Raw genomic sequence first — 20,800 nt, forward strand, 5'->3', positions numbered from 1 at the left:
GCCTGATTCGTTTGTAAAATCAGGCAAATTTTTGCAAAGTCGGATGCACCGAATTTTAAAGCAAACCACAGCGACGTTTACTGCGTTCTTCCGCTTCCTGATAGAGCTGAAACTCATCAAACACCGGACACCCCAGCGCCTGTTCAAAAGCTTCCCGGCTGGCATTGCCGCGACTGCGCATTTGCGTTTCATTGCCCAGATTCGACTGGAAGATCCCCGCAGCACTAACCGGCAGAAAATCCTCATAAGTAATAGGTTGCGCTACGACCCAACCACGTTCGATCAAAGGTTGAGGATCATCACCGGGATGAATCGCCCGACGATGTGCCTCACCCGACGGCGTCAGGCGATAACGAAACCATGCCAATCCATGCTGTCGCATCAGAAATTCACTGTCCGGAAAGGCACTAAAGGTTTCCTGCAGATGAAGTTGGTGAGTGAGATTATCCTGTCCTGTTCCGGCATTACGCAGAAGTACATCATACAGTTGCCGTCCTTTCGGCGTTAACGCCACACCGCGTTGCTCTATCTCGCCAAAGCGCGCGGTATGCGTCCCCTGCTTTTGCCCTGCAAACATGACCGACTCTTCCAGCGCCTTAAAGCTGGTCTGGCGCAGTAAAATCGGCACCTCGCGGCGCGGCGGTCCTTCGATCAGAATTTTGGGTTCGATACCGCATTCGGGCATCATCGACTGAACTCTGTCGATATCCAGGGTACGTGGCGTCAGGTGGTTAATATGGCAGCCGTGAAAACAGACCACATCAGCAATTAGTCGATGTTCGTTATGCAATGCGCGATAGGTTTCTTCATCCACCGTTGCCGATTGATGCCAGCGAAACGTCTCCAGAGCTTCCTGCACAAACTCCCGTGCCTGTGCTTCGCTAAAGCCACCTTCCTGATCATATTCATCTAACAGTTGTCGACAACGCGGGGTAAAGATATCGCGCTGATGCAAAATCTCCGCCGCCCTCTGGCGCAAGGTTTCGTTTTCGATAAGCTCAAGGCGAAGTAATGAGGTAAAAACCCGGAAAGGATTACGCGCCAGCGAGGCATCATCGATAGGACGAAATGCCGTGGAATGTACCGGCACGCCCGCCTGCGAGAGATCGTAATAGCTCACCGGATACATCCCCATAATGGCGAATATCCGCCGTAATGTAGCAAGCTCCTGCGCAGTTCCCACACGTATCGCGCCATGACGTTCAACGTTAAGTCGCGCCAGCTCATCCGCATTAACCATTTTTTCATGCAGTTGGGGATTGTTTTCCAGCACAGCCAGATTTACATCAGCTACCAGTTCCAGCAACGTACCGTACTGTGGAACTTCTTGCTGATACATGGCAGACATTGCCTGCGAAAACTGTTCCCGAATCTCATCCGCCGTGATGCTGTTCGCCATAATATCTGCCTCCAGTGGTCGATAATCTGGAGTGTAGGTAACCGCATTCACTCTGGTGTGAAGAATTTACAAACTGTGATCTCCCCGCGAAATCAGCAAAGCTGGACATTCCAAGGTAACAAAATTGCTTTAAATGTTAATAATATTTTGCAATCAGGTTATCATAATTAAACAACTTCACTTGTCAGCGGCACCGCTTCGTTTTTAACATCGCTTATGGAAAAAAATAGTCTGTTTAGTCAGCGCATCCGTTTGCGCCACCTTCATACATTCGTAGCTGTCGCACAACAAGGAACTTTGGGGCGCGCGGCTGAAACCCTTAATCTGAGCCAACCTGCGCTCTCTAAGACACTGAATGAACTGGAGCAATTGACGGGCGCTCGCTTATTTGACCGTGGACGTCAGGGCGCACAACTTACCTTACCCGGCGAGCAATTTTTAACCCATGCAGTCAGAGTGCTTGACGCCATCAACACCGCTGGTCAGGCGCTTAATCGTAAAGAAGGACTTAACAATGATGTTGTAAGAGTTGGTGCATTACCTACTGCTGCGCTGGGGATCTTGCCTTCCGTTATCGGTCAGTTTCATCAACAACAAAAAGAGACCACTCTGCAAGTCGCCACCATGAGTAACACCATGATTCTGGCCGGATTAAAAACAGGAGAAATCGATATCGGTGTTGGCCGGATGTCAGATCCTGAACTGATGACCGGGCTTAATTATGAATTGCTGTTTCTCGAATCACTGAAACTGGTTGTCCGGCCTAATCACCCACTCCTGCAGGAAAACGTGACGCTAAGTCGGGTACTGGAATGGCCTGTTGTCGTATCACCGGAAGGCACTGCACCACGCCAACATTCAGATGCGCTAGTACAGAGCCAGGGTTGTAAAATTCCTTCGGGTTGTATCGAAACGCTTTCAGCCTCTCTTTCACGTCAGCTTACGGTTGAATATGACTATGTATGGTTTGTCCCTTCTGGCGCAGTAAAAGACGATCTGCGTCATGCCACGCTGGTGGCGCTGCCTGTTTCGGGACAGGGTGCTGGCGAACCTATTGGAATACTAACACGCGTAGATGCGACGCTCTCTTCCGGCTGTCAGCTAATGATTAACGCCATTCGGAAATCAATGCCGTTCTGAAAGGTAAAGGGATCTTGAGATCCCTTCTTTAATCTTTTCACGCCGTTACCAGACTAACTGAATCCCCCGCCACTCGTTGAGCTGCCGGCGCAGATTGTTTCGTCAGACGGAATACATCTACCGCTTCAGTTAATCGCGCCGCCTGCTCTTCAAGGGATACCGCCGCCGCAGAAGCCTCTTCCACCAATGAGGCATTCTGTTGCGTCACTTTATCCATTTCAGAAATCGCCTGACTGACTTGCGTTATGCCCCTGCTTTGCTCATCCGACGCAGCAGCTATTTCCTGCATGATATGCGTGACGCTCGCCACAGCGTCCATTATGGCACTCATGGTTTTCCCTGCTGTCGTCACCTCATTAGCTCCTTGCCCAATTAATCTGACTGATTCACTGATCAGGCCTTCAATTTCTTTCGCTGCCTGAGCGCTACGGCTGGCGAGTGTACGCACTTCACTGGCAACGACAGCAAATCCGCGCCCTTGCTCACCGGCCCGCGCGGCTTCAACGGCTGCATTGAGCGCCAGAATATTTGTCTGGAAGGCAATACTGTTGATCACGGCGGTAATTTCGGAAATTTTCTTTGAACTGCTGGAGATATCCCCCATCGTTTTCACCACGCCGGAGACCGTCTGCCCACCATCGCTGGCTTTAATGGAAGCCTCTTGCGCCAGACGGCTTGCGTAGTGGGCATTATCCGCATTCTGTTTGACTGTCACAGTGAGTTGCTCCATGCTGGCAGCGGTTTGTTCAATCGCCGCGGCCTGTTCTTCAGTGCGCGAAGAAAGGTCGGCATTGCCAGCGGAAATTTCGCTGGTGCCGCGATAAATCTCCTCCGCCCCCTGACGTACCGTCCCGACAGTCATCACCAGCGAATGCTGCATTTGCTGCAAATGACGGCTTAAACGGCCAATTTCACTGCGCCCAGAAGGTTCGTCAGCCATTGTCAGATTGCCGCTGGCAATTTGTTCAATGCGTTGCGCAGCATGCTGCAGAGGTCGAATCACTATCCGACGCAAAACCATAAAGGTCATCAGCGTCATGACCAGGGCAAGCACAAACGCACCAATCATAAACATCACCCCCAGTCGAGTGCGCTGATGCGCCTGCTCCGTCAGATGATTTGCTCTGGCACTACGTATTTCAACAGCGTTGTTTAAAATCTGGCTATAAACATTATCCAGCGATCGGATCTGCTCACTTTCATGATTAATAATCGCTTCGAACATGCCATTTTTGGCATATTTCAACATGGGTTGCAGACCTGTTATATAAGCCTGAAAACGTTGATTTAATTCAGCATCCAGAGCTTCATCATCACGTGTTTTCACACGGCGATTCTGGTAAGCGCGATAACCTTGCTGCGACTGTTTAATCTGCAATTCTGCTTGTGCAATATTTTTTTTCATCTCTTCCATTTCTGCGATCCGACTCGCCGCCCCGGCCTGAATCATATTGATTCGGGCTGAACGCAAAAAATCAGAGCTATTTGCTAACCCCGTGCGAATCTGGATCTCGGCGGTGACATCTCGCTGATCGCGGTCAGCCTGCCAGAGAAAATATCCAGCCAGGGCTGAACTCAAAGCAAAAAGAAATAATATGCCGCCAAGAATGCAGGCAAATAACGGAACCAATCTGATGTGATGTAAAAAGCCTGAGCGGTGTGAGGATGTTGTATTCATGACCGTGGTCTCTCTTCCAGGTTTACTCCCGATAGAGGGTCATCGGCAATTGACGGTAATTGCTTACTGCCAAAAACCTGTTCATATCACATTTTTACAACAATTATTGCGATGAGAGATTATTACCGCCGGAATGAAGAAACCGGGAATCAGAAGGACGAAGGCCCCGATCGATAATGCTATCAACCGAGGCCAACGAATGAACCACACAATTCGGATGTTAGCCTCTTACCCGCCATCCGGCAGAGAGAAAGGCTATGAAGCGCCCCCCAGGTGGCGTGTCTGCTCATTATTTGTTTCACAATACTGGCATTCACACTCCTGACCCGACAAACGCTCTATGAACTGCGGTTCCGGGACGGTGAAAAGGAGGTGGCAGCCTCATGGCCTGCACGTCCAGGTAAGGGCAGCGCAGGGAGTTTTCCCCGCGTATCTGGCTGGCAGGTTCATTTTCTCATGGCACCCCTTTTTACTTTTCAGTTAGTGCACGTTTTTTTCGATGCGCTGATAGAACCATCGTTACAGACAAATTTGCCGCCAGCAGTGCAGTGAGAGATCCCCCCTTTCGAACCGGAACAAGGTTTTCGCCCTGCATCAGCATAAAAAGACATCAGTAATCCTATCAGTAAAATAAATGACAACTTCTTCATATAACCTCCATGGTTTGCCGAATCTTATGTTCGGTACAAAAGTTATACGCCGGACAGTTTTTATTTCACTTAGGGAGATCAAAGATTGGATTGGGGGAAATTGAGTAACGCTCTTAATAGAAAGATAATTTGATTAAATATTGGCCAGGCAAACATATAAACACGAATTCTGGTTTTATTTGTCATACAAATAAATATAATAGGTGCTTCCGATGTAGACCCGTATTCTTCGCCTGTACCACGGGTCTGGTTTAGTACAGGCGTTTTCTTTTACTGTTGTCAGGAACGCTTACGCGGCATCATGCGCAGAAGCGTATTGTCCTTCCAGAAATAGTGGTGCGCCAATGCAGCAGCGGCATGCAACCCAATAACGAAATACCCCAGATTTGCCAGCGTTTCATGCCACGATTTTAAGGTATCTACCAGATCGAAATTGGCCTCTGATGCATGAGGCATCATCACACCAAACGCAAACCACGGATTGCCACGGTTATACATCATCACCATGCCAATTATCGGCAGTGCGATAAACAGCAAGTAAATGACCAGATGCCCGAGATGCGCAAGCCCCGTCATCATTGGCTTTGGTTTAGGCACAATTGGTGGCGTTGGATATTTCAGTCTTAGCACGAGACGAAGCACCATCAGTACGAAAATCGAAATGCCACAGGAAACATGGATCATGTTGATAACCGGTCGATCGGCTCGCGGGAAAAATCCACGAAACTCCATCGCACAGTAAGCTGCGATAACCAGTAAAAAGACCAGCCAGTGAATACCGATTTGTAACTTTGAGTATTTATTTTCCATAACATTTCCTGATTTAAAACAATTTATTGTTAACATAACCAGCTTTTCTCAAAATTTCATTAAATATTGTTCACCCATTTTCAGTAGGTTACGTTTCACTGCGAGAATGTAGATTGCTCATCCCACCATCCTGGTCTAAGCCTGGAAAGGATTAATTTTCACCCACGAGTTCCTGACAGGAGAAAACCATGAGTAAAGTTGGTATTAACGGTTTTGGTCGTATCGGTCGACTGGTATTGCGTCGATTACTGAAGGTCAAAAGCAATATAGATGTTGTCGCCATTAATGATCTCACATCCCCGAAAATTCTCGCCTACTTGCTAAAACACGATTCAAACTACGGCCCGTTCCCCTGGAGCGTTGATTTCACTGAAGATTCACTTATTGTCGATGGCAAAAGTATTGCGGTTTACGCCGAAAAAGAGGCGAAAAATATTCCGTGGAAAGCGAAAGGTGCAGAAATCATTGTTGAATGTACCGGCTTTTATACATCCGCAGAGAAATCGCAGGCACATCTGGATGCTGGCGCGAAGAAGGTGTTAATTTCCGCCCCTGCCGGTGAAATGAAAACCATCGTTTATAACGTCAATGACAACACGCTGGATGGCAACGACACCATTGTTTCCGTGGCGTCCTGCACCACCAACTGTCTTGCGCCGATGGCCAAAGCACTCCATGACAATTTTGGAATAGAAGTCGGCACGATGACGACGATTCATGCCTATACCGGCACCCAGTCACTGGTGGATGGTCCGCGTGGTAAAGATCTACGCGCTTCACGTGCGGCGGCAGAAAATATTATTCCCCATACAACGGGCGCAGCAAAAGCTATTGGTCTGGTGATCCCGGAACTGAGCGGTAAACTGAAAGGCCATGCACAGCGTGTACCGGTAAAAACGGGTTCTGTCACCGAGTTGGTGTCTATTCTCGGTAAAAAAGTGACTGCCGAAGAAGTGAACAATGCACTTAAAAAGGCGACAAACAATAACGAATCATTTGGTTATACCGATGAAGAAATAGTCTCTTCCGATATCATTGGTAGCCATTTTGGTTCGGTGTTTGATGCCACCCAAACGGAAATTACCGCCGTGGGCGATTTGCAACTGGTAAAAACAGTCGCCTGGTACGACAACGAATATGGCTTTGTCACCCAGCTTATTCGCACCCTGGAAAAATTCGCCAAACTCTGACAGATACAGGCGAAGGAAAATGCCTCCGCCTGTTTTACACATTATGACTGTAAATAAACGACCTGGGTTTGCAGGTATTCATGCAAACCATGTTTACCATCCGCACCGCCAATACCCGACTTACGCCATCCGGCGTGGAAACCTTGCATCGCTTCAAAGTTTTCACGATTGATGTAGGTTTCACCGAACTTCAACCCTTTGATGGCTTTCATCGCGACGTTCAGATTTTGAGTATAAATCGACGAGGTCAGGCCGTAATCGCTGTCGTTAGCCATGGCGATAGCGTGTTCCAGCGTATCGAAAGCGACAACAGGCAGCACCGGGCCAAAGGTTTCTTCGTGCATAATTGACATTTCCTGGCGAACATCCAGCAATATTGTCGGCGGATAATAGTACCCTTTCCCCGCTACCGCTTTGCCACCAAGCGCCACTCTCGCGCCCTCTTCTACAGCACGAGCCACTTTCTGCTCAACCTTTTCCAACGCCGCGGCGTTAATCAATGGCCCCATTGCAATGTCGTTGCGTTCAGAAGGATTGCCAAACTGCACCGCCTGCATCGCTTCACCAAGTCGGTTAACAAACTGATCATAAATGCCTTTCTGTACATAAACACGTTCAGCACAGTTGCACACTTGCCCACTATTAATGACTCGTGAATCAACGATGGCTTTGACTGCCAGTTCAATATCAGCGTCATCCATCACAATAGCGGGCGCTTTGCCGCCCAGTTCCAGACACACTTTGGTGATATTTTTCGCCGCAGTTGCCATGATTTTCTCCCCGGCGGCGACGCTGCCCGTCATACTGACCATTGCGACCTTCGGGTTACCCGCCAGTTCCTGACCCACTGTTTCACCGCGCCCCAGCACAAGGTTAAACACGCCGCGTGGAAGGCCAATTTCATCGACGATTTTGGCGAAAGCAATTGCGTTATTTGGTGTAAATTCGCTCGGTTTAATGACGATGGTATTGCCGGTGAGCAGAGCGGGTGCCATTTTGCGGGCAATCAGGAAGAACGGGAAATTCCACGGCAGAATACCGGTGGTCACGCCAAGCGCACGTTTAAAAAGAAGAATATTCTCTCCCGGGCGATCGCTTTGAATAATCTCACCCTCGTAGCGCCGCGCCCACTCCGCCATATAATCAATATAGTCCGCCGTGAAAGCCACTTCGACTTCAGCCAGTTGCTGGACTTTGCCCCCTTCCTCGACAATCAGTGCACTGATTTCACTGGCGCGTTCGCGGATCCCGGCAGCGATTTTGCGTAACCAACTGGCGCGCTCAATGGCAGGCAATGCTTCCCATTCTGGTTGGGCGCGTTCTGCAGCATCGATTGCCTTACGGGCATCCTCAGCCTGACCATCAGGAATACGGGAAATAACCGTCTCTGTTGCAGGGTTTACAACATCAATCCATGCATCTCCATGCCAGGTAACAAACTGTCCATCGATATACATAGGATGTTGAACGGGTACTGACATGGGCGACTCCTGTGATTATTGTGTTTTTATTTAGTAAGTATATTGTTAATAAACATCGGTCATTGCGGAAACGGCATCGTGGAAGGACGAATCTGTGAAGGGCTTCATAAAAACAGGTGTGAAAAGAATAAAAGGCAGAAGTAAAAGTAAAGAATCATGCCCGTTTGCCAACGGTTTTTCACAAACGGGCAATTTTTAACGTAGCGAACGACTTTCCATCGCTTCAATAAGTACAGCGTCGTGTTTCAGCGTCTGCCATGCCTGGGCGACTTCTGCAGGAAAATCAACGTGAACGATAAAATCACGTCCGCGGGGGCCATAACCGTCGCTATCATCACGCAAACGTGGTAGCTCACCAGTAAGTAGCGATAAATAACGTTCAACTGGCCATAATCCTTCCAGTTGATTAACAAATGCGACACTGTCTGCGTTATTCCCCACTTGTGGTACGAATCCTGGATAACTTAACCAGCGAGGTGCATCGGGATTATCAGCAGTAATACGGCGGAACGTCGCCATCGTGCGCCGCTGCATGGTGGGATCCTGCACAACGATAGCCGTGTGAATGCGCTCTGTGGCCTGATTCAATAACGCGACGCTGAAGCGGGCGTTTTCACCGCAGTTCGTTGACTGGTCTTCAATCCAGATTTTTTCATGGGGAATATGCCAGAACTGATGGGCAATATCTGCAAGGATGGTGGCTTCTGCCCTGCCCGTGGTACGAATGATGTTGTAATGTGGATGCTGTGCGACAGCACTATATAAAAAGGTTGTCGAGTGACCGATACCACCGCTGATCAGTAATGGAATTTGCTGATCGCGGGCAATCTTGCATGCAGCGTCGATAGTGGGAATAACAGCGTTACCTGCGAGGATCACGCAATCAGCCTGATACGGCACCTCACCAGAGAAATCATCCTGCGCCAGCCATCGACCAATAACGTTTATGGCATCTATAGTTGTCGCTGAAAGCGTCGGAAACGGGTTAATGTTCATGGTCCCTCCTTCTCGTTCCCTTAAGAATACTGCGTGAGATAATAATGAGAAGCGGAGCACTCTGAAAGGAAGACGTTGTATTTTCTCTATCCTCCTTCGTAAGCCTGATATTTGTTTTACTCATACTGTATTTGAGGAAAGACTGTTGATAAAAATTCAGCAAAATCATTCAATGTTGCGATAGAGTGAATCCTTCAGATCTTATAAAGAAAAAACCCGGCAGCACACGCTTACCGGGTTTTAGATTCATCAGCCAAATAACAGCCGTTAACCGCTAATCTGCTCCATCGCCTGCAAAATACGCTTATCCGATATCGGATACGGCGTACCAAGTTGTTGGGCGAAGTAACTGACGCGCAGTTCTTCAATCATCCAACGGATCTCTTTCACGTCTTCATCCTCACGACGCGCTGGCGGCAGTTTGTTGAACCATTGTTGCCATGCCTGCTGGACGTTTTCGACTTTCAGCATTTGGGCACGGTCACGATGCGGATCAACCGCCAGTTTTTCCAGGCGTTTTTCAATCGCCTGCAAATAGCGCAGCGTATCGCCCAGCCGTTTGAAGCCGTTACCGGTGACAAAACCGCGATACACCAGACCGCCCATTTGTGCTTTGATGTCAGAAAGCCCCAGCGCCATCGTCATATCAACACGCCCTTTCAGACGTTTGTTGATGTTGAACACTGCCGTGAGGATTTGCTCGACCTGCTTCGCAATATCCACCACGGTATCGTTCAGTTCGGCACGCACTTTTTCATGTAGCGCAGCAAAACCCTCTTCCGTCCAGACCGGGCCACCGTTGGCGTTGATTAATTTATCCACACCGCAGGAGATACAATCATCGATCAGCTCCAGCACTTTGCCATACGGGTTAAAGTACAGCCCCAGCTTGGCTTTATTCGGCAACTTCTCATGCAGATATTTGATCGGTGAAGGAATATTCAGCAACAGTAGACGGCGCAGACCGTTCCACATTGCTTGCTTCTGCTCCAGTGGATTATCAAACAATTTGATCGCCACGCTGTCACGTTCATCCACCAGCGCAGGCCACGCTTTCACTTTGTAATTGCCGCGCTTCTGCTCGTAGCTTTCCGGCAATTGACCAAAGCTCCAGATATGCAGGCCGCTCTGCTCGATACCGTCATCAGCGACCGCAGACAGTGTTTCCTGTACTTTGCCTTTCAGCGCCTCTTTCAGTTCCTGTAATGAGCGCCCTTCTTTCAACTTCTTGTTTTTGTCGTCCACCACGCGGAAAGTAATTTTCAGGTGATCGGGCACCTGATCCCAGTGCCAGTCTTCGCGGTCAACGGTAACGCCGGTCATGCGGCGCAATTCACGTTCAAGACTGTCGAGCAACGGTAGTTCCAGTGGCGTCACGCGGCCTAAAAACGCTTCGGCGTAGTTTGGCGCAGGCACAAAATTACGACGTACCGGTTTTGGCAGCGATTTAATCAGCGCAATCACCAGTTCACGACGTAAACCAGGAATTTGCCATTCAAAGCCGCGCTCTTCCACCTGGTTGAGCAACGGCAGCGGAATATGCACAGTCACGCCATCAGCGTCCGCACCTGGCTCAAACTGATAACTTAAACGCAGCTTGAGATTGCCCTGATGCCAGAAGTTCGGGTAATCCAGCTTGCTGATTTTTTCCGCACCTTCTTTGATCAACATGCTCTTTTCAAAGTTGAGCAAATCAGGCGTTTCGCGGCTAACCTTTTTCCACCAGTTGTCGAAGTGGCGCGAAGAGATCACATCATGGCTAATGCGCTGGTCGTAAAATTCAAACAGCGTCTCGTCATCTACCAGAATATCGCGACGACGTGATTTGTGTTCCAGCTCTTCCACTTCTGCCCGCAGTTTCAGGTTTTCACGGAAGAAAGCGTGACGTGTCTGCCAGTCACCTTCTACAAGTGCATGGCGGATAAAGAGTTCACGGCACAACGCAGGATCAATCTGGCTGTAGTTAACCTTACGCGCGGCGACAATCGGCAACCCATAAACGGTGACTTTTTCCGTCGCCATCACTGCGCCCTGCGCCCGTTCCCAGTGCGGTTCACTGTAGGTGCGTTTGATCAAATGTTGGGCAACCGGCTCTACCCATTCCGGATCGATGCGTGCCGCAATGCGCCCCCACAGGCGGCTGGTTTCTACCAGTTCCGCCACCATCACCCACTTTGGCGGCTTTTTGAATAAACCAGAACCAGGGAAGATAGAGAAACGCGCGTTACGTGCGCCGGTATATTCCTGTTTATCCGCATCTTTCATGCCGATATGTGAAAGCAAACCGGTCAGTAATGCGATATGAATTTCGCGATACTCCGCCGGTTCACTGTTTACCGGAATGCCGAGTTCTTTCACCACCTGGCGCAACTGAGTGTAGATGTCCTGCCATTCGCGCACGCGCAGATAGTTGAGATATTCAGTGCGGCACAAGCGACGGAAGGCGTTTGAAGAGAGCGCCTTTTGCTGCTCACCGAGATAATTCCACAAATTCACAAACGCCAGGAAGTCGGACTCTTTATCGTGGAAACGACGATGTTTTTCATCCGATGCCTGTTGTTTGTCCATCGGGCGTTCACGAGGGTCCTGAATGGAGAGCGCGGAAGTGATAATCATCGCTTCCCTTACACAGCCATGTTTCTGCGCTTCCAGCACCATGCGTGCCAGACGCGGGTCAACCGGTAACTGTGATAACTGACGACCAAGTGGTGTCAGTTTATATGCGGTTTGCTGTTCGTCGGTGGTGATTGCACCTAACTCCTCCAGCAGGCGCACACCATCCTGAATATTGCGTTTATCCGGCGCTTCAACAAACGGAAACGCAGCGATATCGCCCAGCCCCAGGGCGGTCATCTGTAAGATAACCGACGCCAGGTTGGTACGCAGAATTTCCGGATCGGTAAACTCCGGACGAGAAAGGAAATCGTCTTCCGAATAAAGACGAATACAGATCCCTTCTGATACGCGTCCGCAACGGCCTTTACGCTGATTGGCTGAAGCCTGCGAAATTGGCTCAATCGGTAGACGCTGCACTTTGGTGCGATAGCTGTAGCGGCTGATGCGCGCCGTACCTGGGTCGATCACGTATTTAATACCCGGCACAGTCAGCGAGGTTTCCGCGACGTTAGTCGCCAGCACAATGCGCCGCCCGCTGTGTGACTGGAAGACGCGATTTTGTTCGCTGTTTGAAAGCCGCGCATAAAGCGGCAATATTTCCGTATGGCGTAAGTTCAGCTTGTTCAGCGCATCGGCGGTATCGCGAATTTCCCGCTCGCCGCTCATAAAGATCAAAATGTCGCCGGGGCTTTCCTGGCTCAATTCGTCTACAGCATCGAAAATCGCCTGTAACTGGTCGCGCTCGGTATCATCCGCTTCTTCAACTATTGGTCGATAACGCACTTCTACCGGATAAGTTCGACCCGAAACTTCGATAATCGGCGCATTGTTAAAGTGGCGAGAGAAGCGTTCCGGATCGATGGTCGCGGAAGTGATGATGACTTTCAGATCCGGGCGACGTGGCAACAGCTCTTTCAAATAACCGAGCAGGAAATCAATGTTCAGGCTGCGTTCGTGCGCTTCGTCAATGATGATGGTGTCGTACTGCATCAGCAGGCGATCCTGCTGGATTTCCGCCAGCAGAATACCGTCGGTCATCAGCTTGACCATCGTGTTATCACTGACGTGATCGCTGAAACGGACTTTATAACCGATGCAGCCACCCGGTTCGGTCTGCAACTCTTCCGCAATACGGTTCGCCACGGTACGGGCTGCCAGTCGACGAGGCTGGGTATGGCCAATCAGCCCTTTAATCCCGCGCCCCAGTTCCATACAGATTTTCGGCAACTGCGTCGTTTTACCGGAACCTGTTTCTCCGGCGACAATCACCACCTGGTGGTCACGGATCGCTTCGAGAATGTCCTGTTTTTTCTGGCTAACCGGCAAATTGTCCGGATAAGTAATCTCCGGACGCGCCGCTTCACGTAGCAGGACTTTCCCTGCCGCCTGGTCAATTTCTTTTGCCATCTCCTGGAAAATGGCCTGTTGTGCATCAGGATTTTTAACCTTCTTCACCCCATGCAGACGGCGGGAAAAACGCAGTCTGTCACGCAGCATTAACGAATCCAACCGCTGCTGTAAGGCGTTAAAGGTCAATTTTTGTTGTTCTGTCATAACGTTAAAGGGCAGCGTTGTGCCTGATTAATTTTCTTTTAAATGATAGATATAGAGTACCACATCGCGGCTTTTTATGTGTTGTTCAATAAATTCGAACATAGACTTCGATATATTGCGCTATCTCTGTGGCAGGATTGTGAATAAAGTGTCAACAAGCAACAGGGCATCGCCCATTCAAACATCTATAAGGAAACACCATGAGCAAGGTATTAGTTCTTAAATCCAGCATCCTGGCAGGGTACTCTCAGTCTGGTCAGTTGTCTGATTATTTTGTTGAACAGTGGCGTGAAAAGCACACTGCTGATGAAATCACCGTCCGCGACCTGGCTGCAAATCCGGTTCCGGTGCTGGATGGCGAACTGGTTGGCGCTCTGCGTCCGAGTGACGCGCCGCTGACTCCGCGCCAGCAGGAAGCCCTGGCACTGTCTGATGAACTGATTGCCGAGTTGAAAGCGCATGACGTTATCGTGATTGCCGCACCGATGTACAACTTCAACATCTCTACTCAGTTGAAAAACTATTTTGACCTGGTTGCGCGTGCAGGCGTTACTTTCCGCTACACCGAGAACGGTCCTGAAGGTCTGGTAACCGGTAAAAAAGCCATTGTTATTACCAGCCGTGGCGGTATCCATAAGGATGGGCCTACAGACCTGGTGACCCCGTATCTTTCTACGTTCCTTGGCTTTATCGGCATTACTGACGTGAACTTTGTCTTTGCTGAAGGTATCGCTTACGGGCCGGAAATGGCAGCAAAAGCGCAGGCAGACGCTAAAGCGGCAATTGACGCAATTGTTGCAGCATAAGTTTTAAGAAGCCTACCGCGAGTGCGGGAGGCTTTTTTACTTAACTCGCCTTTTTCGCAATACTGTCCAGCGTTGCCAACACATCATCAGGTAGCGCTAATTCCCCTACTGCCATATTCTCCCGTAAATGCGCAACGGAAGACGTTCCCGGGATCAGCAAAATATTCGGTGAACGTTGCAACAGCCACGCCAGCGCCACCTGCATCGGTGTCGCATTAAGACTTGCTGCGACATCAGAGAGCGTGGAGGATTGCAGTGGCGTAAAGCCCCCGAGCGGGAAGAACGGCACATATGCAATGCCATCGCGAGCCAAAGAATCAATTAATTCGTCATCCGCACGATGGGCAATGTTGTATTCGTTTTGCACGCAAACAATTTCTGTAATCTTGCGCGCCTCTGCAACCTGCGTTGGTGTTACGTTGCTCAGGCCAATATGTTTTACCAGCCCTTGTTGTTGCATCTCAGCCAGCACGGTCAGGCTGGCTTCAATCGACCCTTCCGCCGGGCCATGTCCATCGTCAGGCATCACCCGCAGGTTCACCACATCCAGCACGTCCACCCCCAGATTTCGCAGGTTATCGTGCACCGCTTTTTTCAGTTCTGCTGGAGAGAATGCCGGCAACCAGGAGGCGTCCTCACCGCGGCGAGCGCCAATTTTGGTGACGATAGTCAGGTCATCGGAATAAGGATGTAACGCTTCGCGGATAATCTGATTGGTAACGTGTGGACCATAAAAGTCGCTGGTATCAATGTGATTGACGCCCAATGCCAGTGCCTCACGCAGCACGGTAATCGCGACATGGCGATCTTTCGGTGGGCCGAATACACCAGGTCCTGCCAGTTGCATCGCGCCGTAACCGAGACGGTTAACGGATTTTGTACCGAGAGTAAATGTGTTGCTGCTCATAACACCCTGCCCTGTAATAAAGCGGATTAAGAAAAATCAGTATAGAAATGAACGGAAAGTGAATAAATGACTATTGAATGCGGATGCGTAAAAACGAGCGCCAACAAGCAAAAACAGCGCCGCAATCAGTCTGGCGGAGGTCTGTAGGTATAATTTGTACCGTTTTGAACGGTAACTGATCTTTCTGAATACGAAATTAATTACCGCTGCTTTACGTTTTTTATTTTTGCAGCCATTTCCCATTAATCCCCTGCACATATTCTCCCGGTTTAGCGCGAGCGACCAGTTTCTGCCCTGCCAGTTTTGCAATCTCCTCAGTTGAGACATTATTTTGTCTGGCCAGTTGCTGATAACTCAGCGCACGAGCTTTATTAATATCGTTTACCAATGCCTGCGTTTCGTCATCCGTTTTCAGTGCCATCAGATAACCATTAAATGTTTCGCCTACCCGCCCCTGACTTCTGGCTTCATTCAGGGTTAACGCCATCGCACTGCTGCTCATCAGGCAAACAGTCCACACCATTATCAGTAATGCTCTTTTCATCATTACCTCAAAAAAGATCGCTACGGGTTTTGAGCAAGTCTTCAACGTCCTTATCTGCTTTTATGATGATCTCATGCTCAATTTTAACGTTCATATTAATGGTGATTGGCTCTTTCGGCGCAGCCACTTCAATGCGCGGCGTGCAACCAAGCAACATAAAAGAGGACGCGAACGCGGTTATCATTATTTTCATTATTTTTCCTCACACTCATTTCCTGATGGGCAACCCGTTTTCGGGAGTCGGGCATTCTGTTCCAGCCACGCCTGGAGATTATCGCCAAAGCGTAAGCTGCGCCATAACGTAAAAATATTCTCTTCGTGGCTGTAATTAAGATTCACCGTGCCCGTTTTACCATCAACCCGGCTATTACCGCTGATCGTTGCCTGCATGGTTAACACACCGAGATTATCCAGATTAATTTTTGTCGATGAACGGCTAATTTCCATATAGCGCAACCAGTTGATTGCAGTCCCTGCGGTCATATTGTCTTTTGCTACTGCATCCGCCGTGTCTTTATCCAGGCGCAAGGTCATGGGGCCTGCGTTTGCCAGCCAGCCATCTTTCACAATCCATTTTTCATTATTAAGCCATAGCGGCAATGCCCCACTGAATGCCCCTGACATAGCGAATTGCTTTGGATTGATGGCGCTAACCAGTTCACTGGAAGAGAGATTATTCAGCCGTAACAGCGCCGGATCGTGCTGCGGCATACGTAATTGTTTCATCAGCACGTTACCACCTAAAACATCAACACTCACATCAGTCAGTAGCAAGGGTTCGTCTTCGGTCCACGGATAACGCCCCTGAAGATCGGCAGTAATATTTTTTGCCGTCACCAGGTTAACCACTTCAGCAATACGTAATGACACAGGTCGCCGCGTTCCCAGGTGCCACGCACCGTCGGCAAAACGGAACGGTAGTACAAAGTCGACACCGTTGACCTGGTTATCTGGCATCCACGCGCTGCCACCTTTCAACACGCCATGCCCCCCTGCACGGAAGCCCTGCTCAGGCGCGGCAGAAAACGCCACCTGGGCATACAGTTCACCATCGCGTAGATTCATCTTCCAGTCTGGCGGGATCAGCGGCTGGAATACGGTCAGCGATTGTTTAGGCCACCAGGCATTGCCGCGCAGGCGAATACCGTCCCAGCGGCCATTCACCCGTACCGGGCCAATCTCACCAGCATGTAAATCCCCTTTGAAGAGGAAATACGTCGGATCGCGTCCATCGACACTAAATTTTAAGGTTGATGGCGGTAACACACTACCGCCTGTGAAAAGCGTTTGTCCTGCATCCAGCGAAAGCGCACCACTAAAAGACGGATTCTGGGCGTCACGCACCCAGATAACGGGTTTATCAAGAATTAAGCGCGGCGTTTCTACTGTCATCGTGCCATATTGCAACTGATCGAACCCGGTCGAGAGGTCGGTAAGCGTAATCGTGCTGTTATGCCACTCACCTTTTCCTGCGACATCCCAGGTGGCATTCATTGGGGTAAAACTGCCTTTGCCCCAGTAACGCCACTGCCAACGCCCTGCATCCGGGAGAAAATCATTCGCCTGACCATCCATATGCAGCACAAAGTCGCCCAGTTCATTTTCATGGGCCTGCAAAATGGCCTGCAAGCGACCGTCAACACCACGTTGAGTGACTTTTACCCCCGCTAAAGGCCAGCGAATTTCATCGATGTCCAGTGAATCGATGATTCTTCCCTTTGAACGTAATAACGCGCCTGGTTCAAAGGCCAGCGTTGGGTCAGTCAGACTTCCGCTTAGCTGTGCCGGTAAGCGGGCATACAGAATGAGATCAGCCTGTTTTGCTTCACCGGTCAGTTGCAGTGGCATCTGACTGTTATCCATGCTCAATTTTCCTGGGCCAAAATTAAGCACCGCATTGCCTTTCCCTGCTTGCCCCTGGGTCAGCACACTCAGGCGTCCACTGACCAACGCGTTCTCAAGCCCGGCCTGCCAGTTATCGACTTTAACACCCAATCGCCCACTCAGGGGAAAACCTTCATACGGCCAGCTCCAGCGACCATCGCTGACCGTCAATTGCTGACGGGTAATTTGCCACGGCAAATCGAGCAATGGATCGCCGTTATCCCGTGTCATCACAAGCAATTGCCCGCTATTTTCCTGCCACTCCAGTTCAGCATCCACCAGTGACGGTTCCTGTGGCAAGTTCAAGGTCGCGGTAGCATGGCCACTGACAGGAAGCCCATCCGGCACCAGCGGCATGGTAAATTCCCCTACCAGTTTTACCGGCGGCTGATTTTCAAACGCGGCGACATCCAGTTCGCTGACTGTAAGTTGTTGCCCTTTAAGCTGGCCTTGAAATTTAACTTTTTCGCCCTGATAACGCAGTTGCTGGATATCAGAGGTCAACGAAAGAGAGAGTTTTCCCTGCCATTCCTGCCAGGGCGAAAGGATCAGTTTATCAATATTGATCCAGGTGTTAGGCAGCATGGATTGCCACTGCGCAAGGGTTTTCGGCGCTGCCGGAGAGGGCTCTTCCTGTGGCAATTTTGCCAGGCAAGCAGAGTCAAGCTCCACTGTGCCAACGTTCAATAACCAGCGGCTGGGGTGTGAAAGGCTGGCATTGGTGATATGCGCCAACTGGCAATCCGCCACCAGATAACGGAGATCGGGAATAATTAAACCTTTACGCGTGATGCGCGGGCTTTCATCTAATGCAATGCGTGTACCGAGCGGCAGCCAGATACCCGCCAGCGTAGGAACCCACAGCCCGAGCGTCATCAGCAGCGTTAACGGCACAAGAATAATCAGTAATAACAGCGCGAGAACGGCTTTATATTTACCCAACATGGGTAGTTAATATCCTGATTTAGCGAAAAATTAAGCATTCAATACCGGTATTGTGGCATGTTTAACCGTTCAGTTGAAGGTTGCGCCTACACTAAGCATAGTTGTTGATGGATTTTTCAATATCACCACAGCTTTCAATTATATTTGAATTTTTGTAAAATATTTTTAGTAGCTTAAACGTGATTCAACATCACTGGAGAAAGTCTTATGAAACTCGCCGTATATAGCACAAAACAGTACGACAAGAAGTACCTGCAACAGGTGAACGAGTCCTTTGGCTTTGAGCTGGAATTTTTTGACTTTCTGCTGACAGAAAAAACCGCCAAAACCGCCAATGGCTGCGAAGCGGTATGTATTTTCGTAAATGATGACGGCAGCCGCCCGGTGCTGGAAGAACTGAAAAAGCACGGCGTTAAATATATCGCCCTGCGCTGTGCCGGTTTCAACAACGTTGACCTCGACGCGGCAAAAGAGCTGGGGCTGAAAGTAGTCCGTGTTCCAGCCTACGATCCGGAAGCCGTCGCTGAACACGCTATCGGTATGATGATGACGTTGAACCGCCGTATTCACCGCGCGTATCAGCGTACCCGTGACGCCAACTTCTCTCTGGAAGGCCTGACTGGCTTTACCATGTATGGCAAAACGGCAGGTGTTATCGGCACCGGTAAAATCGGCGTAGCGATGCTGCGTATTCTGAAAGGTTTCGGTATGCGTCTGCTGGCGTTCGATCCATACCCAAGTGCGGCGGCGCTGGAGCTCGGCGTGGAATATGTCGATCTGCCGACCCTGTTCTCTGAATCAGACGTTATCTCCCTGCACTGCCCGCTGACGCCGGAGAACTACCACCTGCTGAATGAGGCGGCGTTTGATCAGATGAAAAACGGCGTAATGATCGTCAACACCAGTCGTGGCGCATTGATTGATTCCCAGGCGGCAATTGAAGCGCTGAAAAACCAGAAAATTGGCTCGCTGGGGATGGACGTGTATGAGAACGAACGCGATCTGTTCTTTGAAGATAAATCCAACGATGTGATTCAGGATGACGTGTTCCGTCGTCTGTCTGCCTGCCATAACGTACTGTTTACCGGGCACCAGGCTTTCCTGACGGCAGAAGCTCTGACCAGTATTTCCCAGACTACGCTGCAAAACTTGAGCAATCTGGAAAAAGGCGAATCCTGCCCGAACGAACTGGTTTAAACATGCAGCTCCCCTGCAAATCAGGGGAGCTTATTCAGATAATCCCCAAAGATCTTTCATCCACTATTCTTACAATAAGTTTTGTTGAACGGATAAGACGCCCCAGCGTTGCATCCGGCAATCAGCACCTGATTTATACCTTAAGTTGAGAACTAAAATGAAGAAAGTTGCCGCGCTAGTCGCACTAAGCCTGCTGATGGCGGGATGTGTAAGTAATGACAAAATTGCTGTAACGCCAGAACAGTTACAGCATCACCGGTTTGTACTGGAAAGTGTTAACGGTCAACCTGTTGCCAGCGATAAAAACCCGCCAGAAATCAGCTTTGGGGAAAAGATGATGATTTCCGGCAACATGTGTAACCGCTTTAGCGGAGAGGGTAAACTTTCGGGCGGAGAACTGAAAGTTAAAGGACTGGCAATGACCCGCATGATGTGTGCCAACCCACAGCTTAACGAACTCGATCACACCATCAGCGAAATGCTGAAAGAAGGTGCGCAGGTAGATCTGACCGCCAACCAGTTGACGCTGGCAACCGCGAAACAGACATTAACTTATAAACTGGCAGATTTGGTCAATTAGTAGCTGCCACAGCTTCCGGCGGCAAGCGACTGTTCGCTGCAGCGTTTGCCGTTAGGTAATGCACACATCCCAATAGCCGTTCCGTCAAGTTGACGGGCAACGGATAGCGAACCACCAATCATTGCGCAATTTGCTTCACCGCTACTGGACATGGACGCTTTTAAACCAGGCGCCACATGCGCCGCGGTTGCCTGCTGAACAGGTTCACTACTACACGCAGACAACAATAAAGCGGCACACCCTACCCACAACGCTGCTCGCATCTTTACTTCCTCTAATCTTTAAGCCAAACGACACCGCCCTAAATAATAGGCAGCCCAGGCGGTTACGTCGAGAACTACTATGTGTGTTGCAACGCATTGTTACTTTTTTATCGCTATTTTTTGCCCGGTGCTTGATCGAAACATTCATTATGCGGATATG

At 49.7% G+C, this 20,800-nt stretch carries 17 protein-coding genes and 2 pseudogenes; 7 read left to right on the top strand and 12 right to left on the bottom strand.

The window, feature by feature from the left end; translation table 11 throughout:
* Window positions 1-55 precede the first annotated feature (55 nt).
* A complete protein-coding gene (locus A1WG_RS01740) occupies window positions 56-1,399 on the bottom strand; it encodes a 2-oxoadipate dioxygenase/decarboxylase HglS (RefSeq protein WP_001516428.1) in 1,344 nt (447 codons plus the stop codon).
* Window positions 1,400-1,615: 216 nt separating this feature from the next.
* Here A1WG_RS01740 and A1WG_RS01735 point away from each other — a divergent pair, with 216 nt between their 5' ends.
* Window positions 1,616-2,539 (top strand): LysR substrate-binding domain-containing protein, encoded by a 924-nt coding sequence (locus A1WG_RS01735; protein WP_000414559.1) that lies wholly within the window; start codon window positions 1,616-1,618, stop codon window positions 2,537-2,539.
* A gap of 37 nt (window positions 2,540-2,576) precedes the next feature.
* On the opposite strand, the gene A1WG_RS01730 is transcribed toward A1WG_RS01735, so the two are convergent.
* A complete protein-coding gene (locus A1WG_RS01730) occupies window positions 2,577-4,217 on the bottom strand; it encodes a methyl-accepting chemotaxis protein (protein WP_001098610.1) in 1,641 nt (546 codons plus the stop codon).
* A 199-nt stretch (window positions 4,218-4,416) separates the two neighbouring features.
* Between A1WG_RS01730 and A1WG_RS25215 the strand changes: the two are divergent.
* Both A1WG_RS25215 and A1WG_RS24915 read left to right on the top strand, forming a co-directional pair.
* Window positions 4,417-4,561: pseudogene (locus tag A1WG_RS25215) on the top strand (hypothetical protein).
* A pseudogene (locus A1WG_RS24915) lies at window positions 4,509-4,621 on the top strand (Hok/Gef family protein). The pseudogenes A1WG_RS25215 and A1WG_RS24915 overlap by 53 nt, the downstream one beginning before the upstream one ends.
* A gap of 72 nt (window positions 4,622-4,693) precedes the next feature.
* On the opposite strand, the gene A1WG_RS01725 reads toward A1WG_RS24915, so the two are convergent.
* The gene (locus A1WG_RS01725; RefSeq protein ID WP_000736410.1) at window positions 4,694-4,867 is read right to left on the bottom strand and encodes a YdcA family protein; all 174 of its coding nucleotides are present in this window, start codon (window positions 4,865-4,867) and stop codon (window positions 4,694-4,696) included.
* A 279-nt stretch (window positions 4,868-5,146) separates the two neighbouring features.
* A complete protein-coding gene (gene cybB / locus A1WG_RS01720) occupies window positions 5,147-5,677 on the bottom strand; it encodes a cytochrome b561 (protein ID WP_000428995.1) in 531 nt (176 codons plus the stop codon).
* 188 nt (window positions 5,678-5,865) lie between these two features.
* Between cybB and gap the strand changes: the two genes are divergently transcribed.
* Window positions 5,866-6,867: a type I glyceraldehyde-3-phosphate dehydrogenase gene (gene gap, locus A1WG_RS01715; protein ID WP_001516430.1), complete on the top strand. Its 1,002-nt coding sequence runs from the start codon at window positions 5,866-5,868 to the stop codon at window positions 6,865-6,867.
* A gap of 41 nt (window positions 6,868-6,908) precedes the next feature.
* Here gap and aldA read toward each other — a convergent pair whose 3' ends face one another.
* From aldA to hrpA, 3 genes are all read right to left on the bottom strand, one after another.
* The gene (gene aldA / locus A1WG_RS01710) at window positions 6,909-8,348 is read right to left on the bottom strand and encodes an aldehyde dehydrogenase (protein ID WP_001516431.1); all 1,440 of its coding nucleotides are present in this window, start codon (window positions 8,346-8,348) and stop codon (window positions 6,909-6,911) included.
* A 195-nt stretch (window positions 8,349-8,543) separates the two neighbouring features.
* Window positions 8,544-9,344: a DUF218 domain-containing protein YdcF gene (ydcF, locus tag A1WG_RS01705; protein ID WP_001516432.1), complete on the bottom strand. Its 801-nt coding sequence runs from the start codon at window positions 9,342-9,344 to the stop codon at window positions 8,544-8,546.
* Between the two features lie 267 nt (window positions 9,345-9,611).
* The gene (gene hrpA / locus A1WG_RS01700; protein ID WP_024196609.1) at window positions 9,612-13,514 is read right to left on the bottom strand and encodes an ATP-dependent RNA helicase HrpA; all 3,903 of its coding nucleotides are present in this window, start codon (window positions 13,512-13,514) and stop codon (window positions 9,612-9,614) included.
* A 200-nt stretch (window positions 13,515-13,714) separates the two neighbouring features.
* Between hrpA and azoR the strand changes: the two genes are divergently transcribed.
* Window positions 13,715-14,320: an FMN-dependent NADH-azoreductase gene (gene azoR / locus A1WG_RS01695; protein WP_000048921.1), complete on the top strand. Its 606-nt coding sequence runs from the start codon at window positions 13,715-13,717 to the stop codon at window positions 14,318-14,320.
* A 40-nt stretch (window positions 14,321-14,360) separates the two neighbouring features.
* Here azoR and A1WG_RS01690 read toward each other — a convergent pair whose 3' ends face one another.
* The 4 genes from A1WG_RS01690 to A1WG_RS01675 form a co-directional block, all read right to left on the bottom strand.
* The gene (locus A1WG_RS01690; protein WP_001516434.1) at window positions 14,361-15,227 is read right to left on the bottom strand and encodes an aldo/keto reductase family oxidoreductase; all 867 of its coding nucleotides are present in this window, start codon (window positions 15,225-15,227) and stop codon (window positions 14,361-14,363) included.
* A gap of 220 nt (window positions 15,228-15,447) precedes the next feature.
* Entirely contained in the window at window positions 15,448-15,771 is a 324-nt protein-coding gene (locus A1WG_RS01685; RefSeq protein WP_001516435.1) for a YdbL family probable chaperone protein, read from the bottom strand.
* A 7-nt stretch (window positions 15,772-15,778) separates the two neighbouring features.
* Window positions 15,779-15,964 (bottom strand): YnbE family lipoprotein, encoded by a 186-nt coding sequence (locus tag A1WG_RS01680; protein ID WP_000699961.1) that lies wholly within the window; start codon window positions 15,962-15,964, stop codon window positions 15,779-15,781.
* Entirely contained in the window at window positions 15,964-18,600 is a 2,637-nt protein-coding gene (locus A1WG_RS01675; protein WP_001516436.1) for a YdbH family protein, read from the bottom strand. The genes A1WG_RS01680 and A1WG_RS01675 overlap by 1 nt, the downstream gene beginning before the upstream one ends.
* Before the next feature lie 207 nt (window positions 18,601-18,807).
* On the opposite strand from A1WG_RS01675, the gene ldhA reads away from it, so the two are divergent.
* Together ldhA and hslJ are read left to right on the top strand one after the other, a co-directional pair.
* A complete protein-coding gene (gene ldhA / locus A1WG_RS01670) occupies window positions 18,808-19,797 on the top strand; it encodes a D-lactate dehydrogenase (RefSeq protein WP_000762228.1) in 990 nt (329 codons plus the stop codon).
* A gap of 157 nt (window positions 19,798-19,954) precedes the next feature.
* A complete protein-coding gene (gene hslJ / locus A1WG_RS01665) occupies window positions 19,955-20,377 on the top strand; it encodes a heat shock protein HslJ (RefSeq protein WP_001516437.1) in 423 nt (140 codons plus the stop codon).
* On the opposite strand, the gene A1WG_RS01660 is transcribed toward hslJ, so the two are convergent.
* Window positions 20,374-20,640: a putative hemolysin gene (locus tag A1WG_RS01660; protein WP_001200698.1), complete on the bottom strand. Its 267-nt coding sequence runs from the start codon at window positions 20,638-20,640 to the stop codon at window positions 20,374-20,376. The genes hslJ and A1WG_RS01660 overlap by 4 nt on opposite strands.
* Between the last annotated feature and the right edge of the window lie 160 nt (window positions 20,641-20,800).

The organism is Escherichia sp. KTE96, assembly GCF_000408525.1.
Lineage (GTDB): Bacteria > Pseudomonadota > Gammaproteobacteria > Enterobacterales > Enterobacteriaceae > Escherichia > Escherichia marmotae.

Coding starts and splice junctions, on each gene's coding strand:
- azoR (WP_000048921.1), top strand. CDS start 13,715: ATGAGCAAGGTATTAGTTCTTAAATCCAGCATCCTGGCAGGGTACTCT.
- hrpA (WP_024196609.1), bottom strand. CDS start 13,514: ATGACAGAACAACAAAAATTGACCTTTAACGCCTTACAGCAGCGGTTG.
- cybB (WP_000428995.1), bottom strand. CDS start 5,677: ATGGAAAATAAATACTCAAAGTTACAAATCGGTATTCACTGGCTGGTC.
- aldA (WP_001516431.1), bottom strand. CDS start 8,348: ATGTCAGTACCCGTTCAACATCCTATGTATATCGATGGACAGTTTGTT.
- A1WG_RS01725 (WP_000736410.1), bottom strand. CDS start 4,867: ATGAAGAAGTTGTCATTTATTTTACTGATAGGATTACTGATGTCTTTT.
- ydcF (WP_001516432.1), bottom strand. CDS start 9,344: ATGAACATTAACCCGTTTCCGACGCTTTCAGCGACAACTATAGATGCC.
- gap (WP_001516430.1), top strand. CDS start 5,866: ATGAGTAAAGTTGGTATTAACGGTTTTGGTCGTATCGGTCGACTGGTA.
- A1WG_RS01675 (WP_001516436.1), bottom strand. CDS start 18,600: ATGTTGGGTAAATATAAAGCCGTTCTCGCGCTGTTATTACTGATTATT.
- A1WG_RS01690 (WP_001516434.1), bottom strand. CDS start 15,227: ATGAGCAGCAACACATTTACTCTCGGTACAAAATCCGTTAACCGTCTC.
- ldhA (WP_000762228.1), top strand. CDS start 18,808: ATGAAACTCGCCGTATATAGCACAAAACAGTACGACAAGAAGTACCTG.
- A1WG_RS01740 (WP_001516428.1), bottom strand. CDS start 1,399: ATGGCGAACAGCATCACGGCGGATGAGATTCGGGAACAGTTTTCGCAG.
- hslJ (WP_001516437.1), top strand. CDS start 19,955: ATGAAGAAAGTTGCCGCGCTAGTCGCACTAAGCCTGCTGATGGCGGGA.
- A1WG_RS01685 (WP_001516435.1), bottom strand. CDS start 15,771: ATGAAAAGAGCATTACTGATAATGGTGTGGACTGTTTGCCTGATGAGC.
- A1WG_RS01730 (WP_001098610.1), bottom strand. CDS start 4,217: ATGAATACAACATCCTCACACCGCTCAGGCTTTTTACATCACATCAGA.
- A1WG_RS01660 (WP_001200698.1), bottom strand. CDS start 20,640: ATGCGAGCAGCGTTGTGGGTAGGGTGTGCCGCTTTATTGTTGTCTGCG.
- A1WG_RS01735 (WP_000414559.1), top strand. CDS start 1,616: ATGGAAAAAAATAGTCTGTTTAGTCAGCGCATCCGTTTGCGCCACCTT.
- A1WG_RS01680 (WP_000699961.1), bottom strand. CDS start 15,964: ATGAAAATAATGATAACCGCGTTCGCGTCCTCTTTTATGTTGCTTGGT.